Consider the following 16703-nt stretch of genomic DNA (forward strand, 5'->3'; position numbering starts at 1 on the left):
TGTGACGAAAATATTCAATAAGGGCTATAAATAATTATAGCCCTTAATTCAATAGTGATACTATATAGTATGTTCAATAAATATTTTAACACCAATAAAAATCAGGATTACCCCACCTAATATTTCAGCTTTTTGTTTAAACATTTCACCGAATCTTTTTCCTAAATGAGCCCCGATTAATGAATTAATAAATGTTATAACTCCAATAGATAAAACTGCACTTAATATATTAACTTTCATAACAGCAAACCCGATTCCTATGGCTAAGGCATCTATGCTGGTTGCTATTGCCTGCAGTAGTAATGTCTTCAAGGTAAGGCTTTTATCACCGGTAAGGCAGGCTTCGGGATATTTAAGCTCTTTTATTGCTTCGGCTATCATTTTACCGCCGATTAAGGAAAGCAAAATAAGGGCGATCCAGTGGTCTAAGAATAAAATAGCTTCACTGAAAAGTGATCCCGCAAGAAAACCTAATAAAGGCATAATTGCCTGGAAAAAACCAAATGCGAAAGCAGTTGATAAAATATCTTTTCTATTGTATTTTGAATAACACATGCCGTTGGAAATTGAAACAGCACATGCATCCATTGATAATCCAATGGATGTTAAAAAAAGTGTAATTGCGTTCATGATATTTCTCCATTTGATATTGTATTATTATAGCAAAACACAAGTAATATAACAATAAAAATTTATTTAATAAATTTTTAACATAAAAGTGTTGCTTGGCTAATATTATTAATGTATAATGTTAGGCAAGCCCAAGTTTGATAATTAACAAACATGGAATACGAAACATATATACATAATGAAGGGAGAGATTTTATTGTCTATTAATGAAACAAAAAAGAGTTTTCTTGAAAAGGAGACTACAAGACGTGAATTTTTGAAACTGTCCGGTAAGGGAATCGGTGGTACATTTATATCATTATCGCTTTTAAATCTTTTAGGTTGTACAAACCCTAATGTAGAAGAAGTTGCTGCATTTCCGTTAGCTCAAGGTGTTTTAATTGCTGACCGTTCAAAGTGTACCGGCTGTCAAAGATGTGAAACAAACTGTTCTTTAGCAAACGATGGAAAGCTTATGCCTTATATATCAAGAGTTAAAGTAAGCAGAAACTATTATTTCGGAACAGAAGGACCTAAAATTGCTTATTGGAAAGAAGATGGACAATTTGGTAACTTGCTGATGTCTCCTGAAACATGCAGGCAATGCGCTGAACCATATTGTAAAAAAGCTTGCCCGGCTGGAGCAATTGAAGCAAACGAAATCGGGGCGAGAGTTGTTAATGCTGAAAAATGTGTAGGGTGCGGAAACTGTACAGAAGCATGTCCGTGGCATTTGCCTACAGTAGATCCTGAGACCAATAAATCCACAAAATGTGTTAACTGTGGGATGTGTGCAACTAACTGCCCTACAGGTGCATTGAAAATAGTTGCATGGGATGAAGTTAAATATGCTATGCGAAAATTAGGTTATAAAGCTGTTTAATTATCTTATTTAAATACTTATTAAAATATAATGATTTGGAGGAATAAATATGTCTACAGGCGGATGGACCGGTAAAATTTTAAGAGTTAACTTAACAAATGGAAAAATAAGTTCCGTAGATACTAATAAATATCAGGATTATATAGGCGGAATGGGTATTGCTTATAAAATTATGTTTGATGAAGTACCACAAGGCACAAAACCATATGATCCGGAAAATAAAATAATATTTGGTTCCGGACCATTATGTGGAAGTGGTGTTCCATGTAGTTCAAGAACAAATATTACATCATTATATCCGGGAAATGACAAAAATTTAGTTACAGACAGCCATATGGGCGGAAATTTTGCTGCATTTTTGAAATATGCCGGATGGGATATGATAATAATTGAAGGAGCTTCTAAAAAGCCGGTTTGGTTAAGAATAGAAAATGATGACGTAACAATAGAAGATGCCTCTTTTGTATGGGGAACCGGAATCTTTAATACAACAGCTCAAATTGCATCAGTTATGGGAAAAGAAACTTGTGTAGCAGCTATTGGACAGGCAGGAGAAAATATGGTTCCTATGTCTGTTATTATGAACGGAACTTCACACTCTGCAGGTGGTCATGGCGGAGTTATGGGCTCAAAGAAATTAAAAGCTATAGGTGTTATAGGAACAGGTTCTGTTAAAATAGGAAAAGACAAATCGGACCTTATGAAATTAGATACCTTCATGCTAAAAGATATAATTGGTGCTAACAATCAACATGTTGTTCCAAGCACACCTCAGCCGTGGGCCGAATTCAGTGATGAAGCAAGCCGTTGGACTGCAAAAGAAGGACTTCATTGGGGAGCATCATCAAGCAATGTTGAAACAGGACTTTGCCCTCCCGGCGATATAAACAAAGTTGGATATCGTACACAGAAAGCTACAAAAGACCTTGGAGCAGTAGCGGAAAAATATACTGTTAGAATGGGTGGATGTCATTCGTGTCCGGTTAGATGCCATGCTCAAGTGCATGTTCCTAAAATAAAAGAAAAATATGGTCTTTCACCATATGTTGCGAACACTTGTATGGGTTGGAGTTCCCCAAATACTGTTATGATTAAAGGCGTACAGGACCAATTTGAAGAAGGCGACAAGAGTATGATTGGTAAAGTTGTAGGTGCTCAGGTAGCTGATGATTACGGAGTATGGTGCAATTACGGTGAAATAGGAAGAGATTTAAAATATGCATATGAAAATGGAATATTAAAGGAAGTATTATCAGAAGAAGAGTATAACAGCATTCCTTGGGATTTATTAGAAGCAGGTGACCCTGGATTCTTAATTGATTTTTATAGAAGAATTGCATTAAAAGAAGGAGAATTCAGTCATTTAGGAGATGGCACATATTTTATAGCTAAGAGATGGAACTTTGGTGAAGATTTCTGGAATGCTCCAAGTTCTAAAATGTGGTCTCCGTTAGGTTATCCATTACACCATTCAAGTGAAGCAGGTGCTCAAGTAGGAGCTGTAATTAACTGCTTATTCAATAGAGACCCTATGTGTCACACACATAGCAATTTCCTTGGTGCCGGATTACCGATAGATATACTTAAGGAAATAGGTGCAGAAATTTGGGGTTCTGCTGACGCAGTTGACGCACCGGCAAACTATACACCTATGAATGAATATAAAGCAAAATTTGCTAAATGGAGTATTGTAAGAAACTGTTTACATGACTCGTTGACACTATGTAACTGGATGTGGCCTATGGCGACTTCACCTGTTAAGGAAAGAAATTATCGCGGAGATACTACATTAGAGGCTCAATATTTCTCAGTAGTAACCGGTATAGATACTACAGAAGAAGAGTTGGATATGGCGGCAGAGAGAATTCTTACATTACACAGGGCATTAACAGTAAAGGAAATGGGTACTGTTGACATGAGAAAAGAACATGATTTGATGACTGACTGGATTTTTGACAAGGATCCTGATAAGAAAGTCTTCACTCCCGGAACAACCAAACTTGATAGAGATGATATGCAGATTGCACTTACAATGTTTTATAAAGAAATGGGTTGGGATGAAAAAACAGGAGCACCAACAAAAGCAACATTAGAAAGATTGGGAATGCATGATGTTGCGTCTGAACTTGGAAAATTAGGATTATTACCGGCTTAATATTAGTCATGAGGAGGAATAATAGTGTCTAATGAAAATTTAAATGATGAAGTTCTTCTTGAAGATTTAGAGTTTACGGCAAAATATATCAGGGAAAACTCATCAAACGGTAAATTTATAAAATATAATGACTTTTTCTTTGAACCTATAAATCTAAACGAAGAAAACAAAGAAATATTCTTCGGCAAGTTATTTAACAGTGAAGAATTTAGTGATATAAAAGAGTTGAAAGGAAAAGAAAACAGATACTTCTATTCTAAAAAAGAAATGACTGACAGTTATGTTCAATTACTTTTCAGAATAGAAGAAAAAGATTTATTAAAAATAATTGCTCAAACTGTCAGATATAATTCTAAGAGATATCCAAAGACTACAAGTTTAAATGTATTCTTAAAGGAACCATATTGTTTGAAAAAGGAAGAATTATCAAACATTGTCAATCAGTATAAAAATATTCAGGAATATAAAGATATTAAAGAAACAAAAGCTTCTAACGGGGTCGTGTGTTTATATTCTGAAGAATATCTGACAAGGGATTATGCAGCTGCTTTAACAGAATGGGCAGAAGTAACACGTGAAGAAAATCCTTAAAAGGGGGCAATTATGAAAGAGACAATGGTTTTGCAAAAAATAAATATTTGCGAAGAAGAACCGGTACAATTATTACTGAATGGCAAAAATTTAGTAACTTTTATGTGCACTCCAAGTGAACTTAAGGAATTAGCCATAGGTCATCTTTTTAGCCGAGGTTTAATTAATAGTGCAAAAGATCTAAGTTCTTTGGGAGCATGTAAAGATATGAAAATGATCTTTGCAATTTCCTCCGTTGAAGTTGACTTTAGTGGTATTGAATTAAGTACAGTGCTAAGCAGCGGTTGTGGCAGTGGAGTTAAATTTAATGAATCAATAGCTAAGCTTCCTAAAGTCGAATCAGACTTTCATATTTCAATAGAAGGAGTAAAAAAAATAGCTATTGAAATGTTCTCTAAAGCGAATATGTATAAAAAATACGGTGGAATGCATTGTGCAGCATTATCTGACGAAAGTGAAATATTTGCATTATGTGAAGATGTAGGCAGACACAATGCAGTTGATAAAGTTATAGGAAAGGGAATGCTTAAGGAAGTCAATTTCAGTAACACAATGCTTATGACAACAGGTAGAATTTCAACAGATATGATATTAAAGGCAGCTAATGTAAAATGCCCGTTCGTTGTATCAAGAAGTATACCGACTACATCTGCATTAGAATTGGCAAATAACTTAGGTATTACCGTAATTGGCAGGATAAACTCAAGTAATCCGATAGTATATATGTATGAAGAAAGAATAGCAATTTAGGAAAGGAGATATGTATGTTTGGTAAAATAGGACCATGGGAATTAATATTAATATTTGCAATTGCTTTAGTTATTTTTGGACCGTCTAAGTTGCCTGAAATAGGTAAATCATTGGGTGAAGCTATAAATAATTTTAAAGGATATGCAAGCAAAGCACAAAAAGAGTTGGAAGTAGACTTAAACGATTCTGATAAAAAAGTTAGCTAATAATTCTTTCATATTGCCGGTGCCGATTTAATGGGTGCCGGTCTTTTTTTTACTTATATTCGTTATTGACATATATCTTTTATGGGAATATAATTTAATTATAATGACATATGTCAAAAATATATGGAGGTAAAATATGAGTTATAGCCCGTCGCTTGGTAGCACAATAAGTCATACAAGACTTAGAACCCCTGAAAACGTTTCTGCGTTCTCGGGAATGTGTGCAGTATGTACTTCAAATTGTATCGGTACTTGTGAAATTGGTTTGTCTGCTTTGCGAGGTTCTGAAGCAATTTATCCTTTTGAAACGGATATAAACCAATTTGCTTCAGAAAAGAATTATCCCCTTGATTTTGCTCATTTTAATATTAACGGCAGAGTATTCGGAGCATTAGGATGTGAAAAAAGCGCAGAGGAAGCTACTTTTCCAAAAGCTGATATTAAGACATACTTTGGAAAAAACAACAAGATTGAAATTTCGGCTCCTTTTATATTACCTGCAATGGCTAAGTTAAATTGGAAAGATTATTTTGCGGGTGCAGCTATGGCAGGAGTATTGGCTGTCATAGGAGAAGATGTAGTTGCCAAGGATAAAAATTTAGTGTTGGAAAATGGTAAAGTTGTTTCATCTCCACTTATTGACGAAATGGTAAATTCATTCAGACAGTACTACAGAGGATTAGGAGATATTATTCTTCAGGCAAATTATGATGATGAAAACTTAGGCGTACTTGACTATGCTATTACAAAATTAGGAATTAAATCAGTGGAACTTAAATTTGGTCAGGCAGCTAAGGGAATACAAGGAATGGGCAGGGTAAAAGATATAAATGATGCTTTGAAATTTAAAAGGATGGGATATTTACTATATCCGGATCCTGAAGATCCGATAGTTTCTGGAAATTACAATAAAGGAAAAGGTCAAGTATTTGAAAAAATCGGAAAACTTCCGATGTGGGATGAAGAAATACTTATAGACCGTGTAAACAAGTTAAGAGAATTAGGTGCTGAGCATATTTGCTTTAAAACAGGACCGTTTGATTTAAAGGATTTGGTGAGAATATTAAAGATAGCAACAGAAGCAGGAGTGGATTTAGTAACCTTTGACGGAGCGGGAGGCGGTACCGGCAACAGCCCCGCTAAGATGATGAATGAATGGGGTATACCCACTGTTTATTTAGAAAGCATGCTTCATGACATATTAAAAAGAATGTATATAAAAGAATATAAATTGCCACAGGTAGCAATAGCAGGAGGATTTGCTACGGAAGATCAAATTTTTAAAGGATTAGCTCTTGGTGCTCCATATATTAATTTTGTCGCAGTGGGCAGGGCATCAATGGCAGCCGCTATGGCCGGCAGACAAATAGATGAATTAATTAAAGAAGGAGCTGTTCCTAAAGATTTTCAACGCTTTGGAACATCGAAAGAAGAAATTTTCTCTGATATTAGAGAGTTAAAACTCTATTACGTAAATGCTTCAGATATATCAGGGGGAGCCATAGGAGTTTATTCATATATTAACAGAATTTCAGCCGGATTAAAACAACTGATGGCATTAAACCGAAAATTCAAATTAGGGTATATAGACAGAAGTGATATTATTTCTATGACAGATCTTGCATCCCAAATAACCGGCTTAGATACATATGATGATATGTTGGTAAGCGAATTAAATAATCTTTAATTGTATAAATTAAAACCCGGACCTAATTTAGTAAGTAACGTATGGAAGGAATGGACAGTTAAAGATGCCTTTGGTGAATAAATAAAAATTATCAAATCTGAGCCATCAATTCATTGAATTGATGGCTCTATTTCCTTGCAACTTCGTTCAGGATAAGCAACATCACCAAATGATTATTGACATATGACGATTATTGGAATATAATTTAGTTACAGACATATGTCATAAACGGTAAAACAGAGGTAGATTATGAAAATTGCTGTATTAAGCGGTAAAGGCGGAACGGGAAAAACATTGGTTTCAGTTAATTTAGCTGCAGCTTCCGGGAATTCGTACTATATAGATTGCGATGTTGAAGAACCGAACGGCCATTTATTTTTTAAACCAAAGGTTACAGAAGCAGAAACTGTTACCGTTAAGGTTCCCGAGATAAATCAAAGCTTATGCGATGGATGCAGAAAATGCGTAGATTTCTGCAAGTTTAATGCATTAGCATATATAAAGAATAAAATTATTTTATTTGACAAAATATGCCATTCATGTGGAGGCTGTTCCATTGTATGTCCGAATGAGGCTATTACTGAAAAAGACAGAGCTATTGGAGAAATTCGTTCCGGATTATTTGAAGAGGTTCATGTAATAACAGGAATTTTAAACACCGGAGAAGAATCGGGAGTAACTATAATAAAAAATATGCTAAATAAAAAAACAAACGATGAAAAGCTTACATTTATAGATTGTCCTCCCGGTAGCGGCTGCAGTGTAATGGAAAGTATAAAGGATGTTGATTACTGTATATTAATTGCAGAGCCAACGGTGTTTGGTGCACATAATTTGAATATGATATATAAGCTTGTTAAGTTATATAAAAAGCCATTTGGAGTATTACTAAACAAAAGCTTAAAGGGAGAAAATCCGTCTGAAGAATTTTGCACTAAAAACAATATTAAGATTATTGAAAAAATACCATTTGATATTGAATTAGGTAAAATTAATTCCAAGGGTTTAATAGCAGTCAGAGAAAATAGTAAATATAGAGATTATTTTAGTAATTTACTAAAAAAAGTAATGCAGGAGGTCAACCATGAAACAGCTGTTAATTCTCAGCGGTAAGGGCGGTACAGGTAAAACAACCGTAGCAAGTGCCTTTGTGAAACTGTCTGAAGCTAAAGCCTATGCAGATTGTGACGTGGATGCCCCTAATCTGCATTTAGTAACGAAATGTAAAAGTAGCCCTGAAATTAATGATTATTATGGTATGAAAAAAGCAGAAATAGATACCATCAAATGTATTGGATGTGGTTTGTGTATTGAAAATTGCAGCTTTGATGCTATTAGTAAAAACTTTATAATAAACTCCTATGAATGCGAAGGCTGCGGAGTATGTGAATATATCTGCCCATCTTCTGCAATTACCATGAAGGATTTTAAAGCGGGAGATTTGATGTTGTATAAAGACGATGTCGTTTTCTCAACTGCTGAGCTTAACATGGGCAGCGGTAATTCGGGTAAATTAGTTTCTGAAGTTAAAAAGCAATTACGAGACAATTCTAAAGCAGATTTTGCCGTTATTGATGGGTCTCCGGGTATCGGTTGCCCTGTCATTGCATCCATAAGCGGTGTTAATATGATTTTAATTGTTGCGGAACCATCTGTTTCCGGACTTAGTGATATGAAACGGATTATAGAAACAGCAAGAACATTTAAAACCAAAACAGCAGTTTGTATTAATAAATATGATATAAATGAAGAAATCACTGATAAAATTAAGCGATATTGCAAAAACTACAACATTGAATTAATAGGAAAAATCCCATATGATATAAAGGCAGTTGAAGCAATTAACGATGGTGTAACCATTGTTGATATAGATTGTGCGGCTAAACGGGCAGTACAAGAAGTTTATAATAATACTATCAAAATTTTAAATGATCAGGAGTAAATAAATGAGCGAAAATTGTAATTCAAGCTGCAGTTCATGCAATCAAAACTGCAGCAGCAGAACAGAACCAAGTGAATTTTTAGAAAAACCCCATGAATTAAGTAACATCAAAAAGGTAATAGGTGTTGTAAGCGGTAAAGGCGGTGTAGGTAAATCTTTAGTAACATCAATGCTTGCTGTTATTATGAACAGAAGAAATCATAATGTTGCCATTTTAGATGCTGACATAACCGGTCCTTCAATTCCAAAAGCATTTGGTGTAAAAGAAAAGGCAAAAAGTAATAACACAGGTATAATACCATCAAGAACAAAGACAGGCGTAGAAATAATGTCAGTAAACTTATTGTTGGAGAATGATACGGACCCTGTTATTTGGAGAGGTCCTATTATAGCAGGAGTAGTAAAGCAATTTTGGACTGAAGTGATTTGGGAGAATGTTGATTATATGTTCGTTGATATGCCTCCAGGAACCGGGGATGTTCCTTTGACTGTTTTTCAATCTCTTCCTGTAGATGGCATAATAGTGGTGACTTCGCCTCAGGAGTTAGTTTCAATGATCGTTGAAAAAGCAGTTAAAATGGCAGAAAGCATGAATATACCGATTATTGGTGTTGTAGAAAATATGTCATATTTTAAATGTGATGAGTGTGGGAAAGAGCATAAAATTTTCGGTGAAAGCAATATTGATGAAATTACAAAGAAACATAATATTGAAGTTTTAGCAAAGCTCCCTATAGATCCAAAGATTGCAACATCCATTGATAAAGGTTTGGTTGAATTAATCGATGATAATCAATTTAACGGCATAGCTGAAATTTTAGAAAATGATGAATGGAGGAGAAATAAATGAAAATAGCAGTTGCCAGTGAAAACAATACGGTGACAGAACACTTTGGACATTGCATTAATTTTAATATTTACGATGCTGAAAACAAAAGCATTATAAGCAGTCAATCAATTGACAATCCGGGACATAAACCGGGATTTTTACCTAACTTTTTAAATGATTTGGGAGTAAATGTTATTATTTCAGGAGGAATGGGAGCCGGAGCTATCGAAATATTCAACGATAAGGGAATTGAAGTGATAACAGGTGCTAAAGGTGAAGCAAGAGAAGCAGTTGAGCAATATTTGAGGGGGAATCTTAAATCATCAGCTTCAGTTTGTAATGAACATATGCATCATGAGGATTGTGGAGAATAATATGGAGAATTATTATGCCAAGACCTAGAAAATGGAGAAACGTGTGCTGTCTTCCGGACAGTAACAGGTTTGGCCCTTTAAATTCCCCCAATCAAGAAATAATGTTTGTAAATATGACAGTTGATGAGTATGAAACAATCAGATTAATTGATTTAGAAGGACTGTCACAAGAAGAGTGTGCGATACAAATGAATGTAGCACGCACAACCGTTCAAGGAATTTATAGCGAAGCAAGGAAGAAAATCGCAGAATCGTTAGTAAACGGTAAAGTTTTGAGAATAGAGGGCGGAGATTATAAGCTTTGTGATGGAGAAGGAGAATTTTGCAGCAGAGGCAGATGCCGCAGAAACAGATGTGGGATCGATATGGAAAATCAGAATAATTGATGATGATTTTGTTATTAATCTTGGGCGCTTATGCGCCCTTTTAATATTTTTAAGCGACTGACACCAAATCTCTGATTTGGTGTCAGTCGCTTATACTGTAAGTGCAAAAAAAGTTATTGACATATGCCATTAATGGTGTATAATAATATTATAAATGACATATGTCAAAAATAAAAAGGAGGGATAATATGCCGGGAAGAGATGGTACAGGACCGATGAACAGAGGATTTGGTTATGGAAAGAGATTCTGCAGCGGTGATTTGAGAAGAAGCGGCTGCTTTGGCTACGGAATGGGTTACCGTTATAAATTAAGAAAAGAATTTCTTCAAGATTACAAGGATTTTCTTAAAGAACGACTTGAGGAAATTGATGCTGAATTAGAAAATATAAATTAAAAATTGGGAGGGTTAAATGAAAATAGCATTGCCTGCTGGAGAAAAGAATATGAATTCCGGTATTTATGAATCATATGGAAGGGCGCCTTATATTCTTATGTATAATTCGATAACGAAGGAAAGTGAATTTTTAGATAACAGTGCTGTTTTAAATCAAGGAGCAGCCGGAATAAGAGTTTCACAAGTTATAGCTGACAACGGTGTTAAGGTTTTAATAGCACCAAGATGCGGTGAAAATGCTCAGAAAGTATTAAATAATGCCGAAGTACTGATTTATAAATCAGTACCCGGCACGCTGAAGCACAATATTGATGAGTATTTCTCGGATAATCTTAATTTATTAAATGATTTTCATCCCGGATTTCACGGGCATTGATTATTTGCTGAATATATAAGCAGAAAACAGGGAAGTTATGGGAATTGCAAACAACAATCCCATGCTTCCTATTATTGCCTGCAAAAATTCATATATTATCATTTCGAGATTTAAAAGCTGTAACAAATCATTGTTATAAACAACCATTAAAAGTACAATTGACAGAGAACTTCCGATATATGCCAAAACTAAAGTATTTGTCATTGTACCGATTGAATCCTGTCCAATGTTTATACCGGATTTTAAAAATATATTAAAATGTTTATTTTCAATATTTTCAGCGAGCTCATTAACTGCAGAAGAAATTGACATAGAAATATCCATTACTGCTCCTAATGAACCGATTACGATACTGCTCCATAGAATTGCTTTTAGATTTAACGGATTTTCAGGATTTATCATCAATAAAAACATTGAGTCCTGATCAATCATACCAGTTAAATTAAGCATATTGCTTATAACATAGGACAAAATTCCTGCCGTGGCAAGACCGCCTAAATTACCAACAATGGCACACAATGTTTTTTTGTGAACACCATGAATTATTAATAAGCTGGATAATATAATAAAAATACATATAATAATTGAAGAAATATATATGTTTCTTCCGCTTAAAATTGAAGGTATAAAAACCAAAAATATTGAGAGGAATGTAATTGTTAAAGAAATTATCGTATTGATTCCTTTTTTTCGACAAATCAATATAAGCATAGCAAAAAATATAATTGTAAGCTTAATAATCGAATTTATTCTGTAATATTCAATGAAGATCCACTCAGTTTCTTCTATGTTTGTTCTTGAACTAAGCTCGGCAATAAGTATTACATCTCCGATTTCTATTTCCTTAGGATTGATTTCTATTGATTCATCTATATACTGAAAAACCTCAACATTGCTGTTGTCTAAATTCTTATCATTCAACCGAGCCATAAATCTGATTGTTTTGGATGTCATTAACTCATATCCGTAATCAATCTCTTCTTCTGTTATTTCATTAATGGCTAATACCTCTGCTTTGTATGTCTTTACTTCCTGATGTTGAAACAAATCAAGCTTATTCATTCTATATCCTGTAGTTATGAATATAGCAGAAATTATCAATGCTATAATATAAACAACTGTGTTCCCGGTTAATTTTGTTAATTTTAAATTTGACATATTAACTCCACTTTTTATTTTATATATGAAATTTTATCATAAACCTATAATATAATCAATTTTTATTTGGAAACCTAAAAAATGGTATTGCATTAAAAAAATTGTTCTGATATAATACGTAGAAAGTGAATAAATTACTGTGATTGGAAGTAGTAGGTTTGAAAATATTTTAAGAGAGCTGCCGTTTGGTGAGAGGCAGTAATATGAGAGCTGAACTCGTCCATGAGTATTTGGAGCGAATAAAGTAGTTTCAAACGGATATAACCGTTATTAAAATTTAAGTGAGGCAGTTAATGCCTAATTTGGGTGGTACCGCGGATATAGCTTCGTCCCAGCAGGGATGGAGCTTTTTTTATGCCCCAACCCCATTGAACAAAATATACAATAATCTGGAGGACATAATGAAGACATATAATCCAAGCGCCATAGAGAAAAAGTGGCAGGAAGTATGGGAGAAAAATGAAACTTTTAAAGCAGATGATAATTCTGACAAAAAGAAATTTTACGGTCTGGTGGAATTTCCGTATCCATCAGGAGTAGGACTGCACGTAGGACATATACGTGCCTATACGTCTCTTGAAGTAATCAGCAGAAAGAGAAGATTAGAAGGATACAATGTTCTTTTCCCAATCGGGTGGGATGCATTCGGACTTCCTACAGAAAATTATGCAATTCAAACAGGCATACACCCGAGAATAGTAACAGATAGAAACATTAAGGTTTTTACACAGCAATTAAAAGAAGCAGGATATTCTTTTGACTGGGACAGAACGGTTGATACAACAGATCCCGAATATTTCAAATGGACACAATGGATATTTGTTCAGCTGTTTAAGCATGGGTTAGCATTTAAAGATAAAACATACGTTAATTTCTGTAACAGCTGTAAGGTTGTTCTTGCAAACGAAGAATCACAAAACGGAGTTTGCGACCGTTGCGGTCAGGAAGTAGTCCAGCTTGAAAAGGATGTTTGGTTTTTAAAAATAAGAGAATATGCGGATAAGCTGTTAGACGGCTTAAATGAAGTTAATTTTCTGCCGAGAATCAGATTAGAGCAGGAAAACTGGATAGGACGTTCATACGGTGCCGAGGTTGATTTCAAATTAAAAGATACCGATGATAAGCTGAGAGTTTTTACGACAAGACCGGATACATTGTTTGGGGTAACATTTATGGTTATTGCTCCCGAGCATCCGTTTCTTGAAAAATATGCCGATAGAATTTCTAATTTAGATGAAATAAAGGAATATCAGGAACAGTCAAGAAAGAAAACAGAATTTGAAAGAGTTCAATTAGCAAAGGATAAAACAGGTGTAGAAATCAAAGGTCTTGCAGCAGTTAATCCTGTTTCAGGTGATGAGGTTCCTGTCTGGGTTGCCGACTATGTAATGATGGGTTATGGAACAGGAGCTATAATGGCTGTTCCGGGACACGATACACGAGACTGGGAATTTGCCAAGAAATTTAATATTCCTATAGTAGAAGTAATAGGCGGCGGAAACGTTCAAGAAGAAGCATTTACAGACGTTGAAGATGGCATATTGGTAAATTCGGGTATATTAAACGGTTTGAGAGTTAAAGATGCAATAGCTAAAATAATTGACTATTTAAAAGAAAATAATTTAGGTGAATCAAAAACCAACTATAAAATGAAGGATTGGGCATTTAACAGACAAAGATATTGGGGAGAACCGATTCCAATAATCCATTGCTCAAAATGCGGTATGGTTCCCGTACCTGAAGAAGATTTGCCGGTTACATTGCCTGAAGTAGAAAACTATCAACCTACAGAAACAGGAGAATCACCATTGGCAAACATACCTGAATGGGTTAATGTAAAATGCCCGGTATGCGGAGGTAATGCAAAAAGAGAAACTGATACTATGCCTCAGTGGGCAGGTTCTTCATGGTATTTCTTAAGATATATGGACCCTCGCAATAAAGAGGCAATAGCTTCAGAAGAAAAACTTAACTACTGGGGTCCGATTGACTGGTATAACGGCGGCATGGAGCATGTTACTCGACACTTGATTTATTCAAGATTCTGGCACAGATTCTTGTATGATATCGGTGCTGTTACATTCAAAGAGCCATATGCTAAGCGTACCGCTCAGGGACTGATTCTCGGCTCGGACGGTGAAAAAATGTCCAAATCAAGAGGTAACGTTGTTAACCCTAATGATATTATCGAAGAATTCGGTGCAGATACTCTCAGAACGTATATTATGTTTATAGGTGATTATGAAAAATATGCAATATGGAACGATGCAAGCGTAAAGGGATGCAGAAGATTCCTTGACAGAGTATGGAAGCTTCAGGATATGGTAACTGATGAAGCAGGATATTCAGAAAAGCATACTACTTTGATGCATAAAACAATCAAAAAAGTAACAGAAGATTATGAAGCAATGAAATACAATACGGCTATTGCCGCAATGATGAGCTTCGTAAACGATATTACTTCAGACGGCTTTATAACTCGTGATGAATTTAAAGCATTTGTAACATTGTTAAATCCTGTCGCTCCTCACATAACCGAAGAAATTTGGGAGGAAATGAATTTTGGCGGTATGTTAAATCAAGCAGGCTGGCCAATGTGGGATGAAGAAAAAACAGTAGATGATGTTATTGAGTTGCCTGTTCAGATAAGCGGTAAGGTCAGAGGTAAAATTGTTCTGCCAAAGGATGCCGATGTAGATATGGCAAGAAAATTGGCAGCCAATGATGAAAGCATCAGCAAATACCTGGAGGGTAAAAGCATAATTAAAGAAATCTATGTTGCAGGCAAAATTTACAACATAGTAGTTAAGTAATATAAAAAACCAATTGAAAATAAGCGACTGACCCAAATCTTTGATTTGGGGTCAGTCGCTTATACTGTAAGTGAAATAATAAAAACGAGTATTTTTATTGCTCGTTTTTTTAAGTCTAAGGAATGAATAATTTGCATTCTTTGTTAGTTATTGATATACTTTGGGAAATATACTTCATTCCGTTTATGACGGTGAGAAGAGCAATGACAAGACCAAAGGAGGCAAAATGAACAATATCGAGAAAATTAACTTTGATTCAAAGGATAAGTTCTATAATTATTTAAACTTAAAGTTGACAGGTTTGATATGTGAGGAACCGGACTGGCTTGCTGATTTAAGCAATGCATCAGCATTACTGTGGTTATTGATAGATGATATAAACTGGGCAGGATTTTATTTATATAAAAACGGGGAATTGGTTTTAGGACCATTTCAGGGAAAGCCGGCCTGCACCCACATTTCATTAGGAAAAGGTGTTTGCGGAACTGCTGCAGCTGAACTAAGAACTCAGTTGGTTAAGAATGTTCATGAGTTTCCGGGTCATATTGCCTGTGATTCTGCATCTAATTCAGAAATAGTAATACCGATTTTATCTGACAATAATAAATTAGTAGGGGTACTTGATATAGACAGCCCGATCCTACAAAGATTCGATGAAACTGACAAGAAATATTTAGAAAAATTTGTGTCTATTATTGTCAAATATGTTGTATTTCCAGAGAATTTCTCATAAACGTTTACTGAACATTTACTCCTGAGATTCATATAATATGATGAGAAGGGGTGAGTATATGAATTTTGGAAACAGTACTTATAATGATTATTATAAAAATATTATTTACGGTCAAATGAGCAGATGTTTTTGTAATAAATCATTCTTTAGATTGCTAAATACCTATATTGATTGTCCGGTGGATGTACATGTTAATGAAATAGTAATGGGAGAGAACATAAAATCAGGAGGTTTTACCAGATATGCACAGTTTAAGCCGGGAACTTATCGTATAAAAATTTACAAAACAAACGAACCAAAAAAACTTATATTTGAATCCGATATCAATATCGACAAAAATTTGGCGTACACAGGAGTAATTGCTGCTGATGATAATGATAAAACAGATATAAGCTTATTGATAATTCCTGAAGCAAAGGAAAATTACATTAAGGGCGCTATGTCCTCTGTGAAGTTAGCAAATTTGCTTATGGATTCTCCGCAGACGGAGCTTGTTGTCTCGGATGGAGCTGTATGGTTTTCAGGAATAAATTATGGAGGTGTGTCAAATAATGTTGCCATACCCTCCGGAAAATACAACTTAGAATTAAGAGATAAAAAAAATAAAAAAAGTGTTGCAAAGATTATGAATGTCGGGTTTGCACCTAAGATGCATTATACAATATATTTAGTAGGCAACGTAAAAAAACCTGATATAAAAATAATTATACCTGAGGATGGAGTTAATTATTTAGGGTTGTGTTAATCTTTCAGCAAGCATCTTGTATGCTTGTTTTTTTACGCTTTTTTATGGTATAATGAAACAATTGTTAATAA

General features: G+C 34.7%; 18 protein-coding genes and 1 other annotated feature. Of the genes, 16 read left to right on the plus strand and 2 right to left on the minus strand.

The features are described from left to right. Positions 1-60: 60 nt before the first annotated feature. Entirely contained in the window at positions 61-630 is a 570-nt protein-coding gene (locus RT412_RS02740; protein ID WP_313346450.1) for a manganese efflux pump MntP family protein, read from the minus strand. A gap of 196 nt (positions 631-826) precedes the next feature. Between RT412_RS02740 and RT412_RS02745 the strand changes: the two genes are divergently transcribed. The 13 genes from RT412_RS02745 to RT412_RS02805 all read left to right on the plus strand — a co-directional run bounded on the left by RT412_RS02745 (position 827) and on the right by RT412_RS02805 (position 11183). After that, on the plus strand, positions 827-1492 hold the full coding sequence (locus tag RT412_RS02745; protein WP_313346447.1) for a ferredoxin-like protein: 666 nt from the start codon (positions 827-829) through the stop codon (positions 1490-1492). A gap of 49 nt (positions 1493-1541) precedes the next feature. After that, the gene (locus tag RT412_RS02750) at positions 1542-3647 is read left to right on the plus strand and encodes an aldehyde ferredoxin oxidoreductase (RefSeq protein ID WP_313346444.1); all 2106 of its coding nucleotides are present in this window, start codon (positions 1542-1544) and stop codon (positions 3645-3647) included. Between the two features lie 24 nt (positions 3648-3671). Then, positions 3672-4238 (plus strand): hypothetical protein, encoded by a 567-nt coding sequence (locus RT412_RS02755; protein WP_313346441.1) that lies wholly within the window; start codon positions 3672-3674, stop codon positions 4236-4238. 12 nt (positions 4239-4250) lie between these two features. Then, positions 4251-4988: a formate dehydrogenase accessory sulfurtransferase FdhD gene (gene fdhD / locus RT412_RS02760; protein ID WP_313346438.1), complete on the plus strand. Its 738-nt coding sequence runs from the start codon at positions 4251-4253 to the stop codon at positions 4986-4988. A gap of 14 nt (positions 4989-5002) precedes the next feature. Then, positions 5003-5194, plus strand: coding sequence for a twin-arginine translocase TatA/TatE family subunit (locus tag RT412_RS02765; protein ID WP_313346435.1), 192 nt, complete (start codon positions 5003-5005; stop codon positions 5192-5194). Between the two features lie 136 nt (positions 5195-5330). Further along, on the plus strand, positions 5331-6881 hold the full coding sequence (locus RT412_RS02770) for a glutamate synthase-related protein (protein ID WP_313346433.1): 1551 nt from the start codon (positions 5331-5333) through the stop codon (positions 6879-6881). Between the two features lie 249 nt (positions 6882-7130). Further along, positions 7131-7994 carry an ATP-binding protein gene (locus tag RT412_RS02775; protein ID WP_313346432.1) on the plus strand — a complete coding sequence of 288 codons (864 nt, stop codon included), beginning with the start codon at positions 7131-7133 and terminating at the stop codon, positions 7992-7994. Continuing rightward, positions 7966-8823, plus strand: coding sequence for an ATP-binding protein (locus tag RT412_RS02780; protein ID WP_313346430.1), 858 nt, complete (start codon positions 7966-7968; stop codon positions 8821-8823). The genes RT412_RS02775 and RT412_RS02780 overlap by 29 nt, the downstream gene beginning before the upstream one ends. A 4-nt stretch (positions 8824-8827) precedes the next feature. After that, positions 8828-9673 carry an Mrp/NBP35 family ATP-binding protein gene (locus RT412_RS02785; RefSeq protein WP_313346428.1) on the plus strand — a complete coding sequence of 282 codons (846 nt, stop codon included), beginning with the start codon at positions 8828-8830 and terminating at the stop codon, positions 9671-9673. After that, positions 9670-10026 (plus strand): NifB/NifX family molybdenum-iron cluster-binding protein, encoded by a 357-nt coding sequence (locus RT412_RS02790; RefSeq protein ID WP_313346424.1) that lies wholly within the window; start codon positions 9670-9672, stop codon positions 10024-10026. The genes RT412_RS02785 and RT412_RS02790 overlap by 4 nt, the downstream gene beginning before the upstream one ends. A gap of 14 nt (positions 10027-10040) precedes the next feature. Beyond that, positions 10041-10412: a DUF134 domain-containing protein gene (locus tag RT412_RS02795; protein ID WP_313346421.1), complete on the plus strand. Its 372-nt coding sequence runs from the start codon at positions 10041-10043 to the stop codon at positions 10410-10412. A gap of 188 nt (positions 10413-10600) precedes the next feature. Then, on the plus strand, positions 10601-10807 hold the full coding sequence (locus RT412_RS02800) for a DUF5320 domain-containing protein (protein WP_313346418.1): 207 nt from the start codon (positions 10601-10603) through the stop codon (positions 10805-10807). A 16-nt stretch (positions 10808-10823) separates the two neighbouring features. Then, entirely contained in the window at positions 10824-11183 is a 360-nt protein-coding gene (locus tag RT412_RS02805; RefSeq protein ID WP_313346415.1) for a NifB/NifX family molybdenum-iron cluster-binding protein, read from the plus strand. On the opposite strand, the gene RT412_RS02810 is transcribed toward RT412_RS02805, so the two are convergent. After that, a complete protein-coding gene (locus RT412_RS02810; protein ID WP_313346412.1) occupies positions 11184-12341 on the minus strand; it encodes a YibE/F family protein in 1158 nt (385 codons plus the stop codon). A gap of 130 nt (positions 12342-12471) precedes the next feature. Beyond that, positions 12472-12678: a binding site (T-box leader), on the plus strand. A 64-nt stretch (positions 12679-12742) separates the two neighbouring features. On the opposite strand from RT412_RS02810, the gene leuS reads away from it, so the two are divergent. The 3 genes from leuS (at position 12743) to RT412_RS02825 (ending at position 16632) form a co-directional block, all read left to right on the plus strand. Beyond that, positions 12743-15154: a leucine--tRNA ligase gene (leuS, locus tag RT412_RS02815; RefSeq protein ID WP_313346409.1), complete on the plus strand. Its 2412-nt coding sequence runs from the start codon at positions 12743-12745 to the stop codon at positions 15152-15154. Between the two features lie 226 nt (positions 15155-15380). Then, positions 15381-15887, plus strand: a complete 507-nt coding sequence (locus RT412_RS02820; protein WP_313346406.1) for a GAF domain-containing protein — start codon at positions 15381-15383, stop codon at positions 15885-15887. A gap of 58 nt (positions 15888-15945) precedes the next feature. Continuing rightward, positions 15946-16632 carry a DUF4397 domain-containing protein gene (locus RT412_RS02825; protein ID WP_313346403.1) on the plus strand — a complete coding sequence of 229 codons (687 nt, stop codon included), beginning with the start codon at positions 15946-15948 and terminating at the stop codon, positions 16630-16632. The last annotated feature ends 71 nt before the right edge of the window (positions 16633-16703 follow it).

Source organism: Sedimentibacter sp. (genome assembly GCF_032080165.1).
Taxonomy (GTDB): Bacteria; Bacillota; Clostridia; order Tissierellales; family Sedimentibacteraceae; genus Sedimentibacter.

What these genes read in the sequence shown, in the direction of transcription:
- RT412_RS02740 (WP_313346450.1), bottom strand. Translation starts at nt 630, where the DNA reads ATGAACGCAATTACACTTTTTTTAACATCCATTGGATTATCAATGGAT.
- RT412_RS02750 (WP_313346444.1), top strand. Translation starts at nt 1,542, where the DNA reads ATGTCTACAGGCGGATGGACCGGTAAAATTTTAAGAGTTAACTTAACA.
- fdhD (WP_313346438.1), top strand. Translation starts at nt 4,251, where the DNA reads ATGAAAGAGACAATGGTTTTGCAAAAAATAAATATTTGCGAAGAAGAA.
- RT412_RS02765 (WP_313346435.1), top strand. Translation starts at nt 5,003, where the DNA reads ATGTTTGGTAAAATAGGACCATGGGAATTAATATTAATATTTGCAATT.
- RT412_RS02770 (WP_313346433.1), top strand. Translation starts at nt 5,331, where the DNA reads ATGAGTTATAGCCCGTCGCTTGGTAGCACAATAAGTCATACAAGACTT.
- RT412_RS02775 (WP_313346432.1), top strand. Translation starts at nt 7,131, where the DNA reads ATGAAAATTGCTGTATTAAGCGGTAAAGGCGGAACGGGAAAAACATTG.
- RT412_RS02780 (WP_313346430.1), top strand. Translation starts at nt 7,966, where the DNA reads ATGAAACAGCTGTTAATTCTCAGCGGTAAGGGCGGTACAGGTAAAACA.
- RT412_RS02785 (WP_313346428.1), top strand. Translation starts at nt 8,828, where the DNA reads ATGAGCGAAAATTGTAATTCAAGCTGCAGTTCATGCAATCAAAACTGC.
- RT412_RS02790 (WP_313346424.1), top strand. Translation starts at nt 9,670, where the DNA reads ATGAAAATAGCAGTTGCCAGTGAAAACAATACGGTGACAGAACACTTT.
- RT412_RS02795 (WP_313346421.1), top strand. Translation starts at nt 10,041, where the DNA reads ATGCCAAGACCTAGAAAATGGAGAAACGTGTGCTGTCTTCCGGACAGT.
- RT412_RS02800 (WP_313346418.1), top strand. Translation starts at nt 10,601, where the DNA reads ATGCCGGGAAGAGATGGTACAGGACCGATGAACAGAGGATTTGGTTAT.
- RT412_RS02805 (WP_313346415.1), top strand. Translation starts at nt 10,824, where the DNA reads ATGAAAATAGCATTGCCTGCTGGAGAAAAGAATATGAATTCCGGTATT.
- RT412_RS02810 (WP_313346412.1), bottom strand. Translation starts at nt 12,341, where the DNA reads ATGTCAAATTTAAAATTAACAAAATTAACCGGGAACACAGTTGTTTAT.
- leuS (WP_313346409.1), top strand. Translation starts at nt 12,743, where the DNA reads ATGAAGACATATAATCCAAGCGCCATAGAGAAAAAGTGGCAGGAAGTA.
- RT412_RS02820 (WP_313346406.1), top strand. Translation starts at nt 15,381, where the DNA reads ATGAACAATATCGAGAAAATTAACTTTGATTCAAAGGATAAGTTCTAT.
- RT412_RS02825 (WP_313346403.1), top strand. Translation starts at nt 15,946, where the DNA reads ATGAATTTTGGAAACAGTACTTATAATGATTATTATAAAAATATTATT.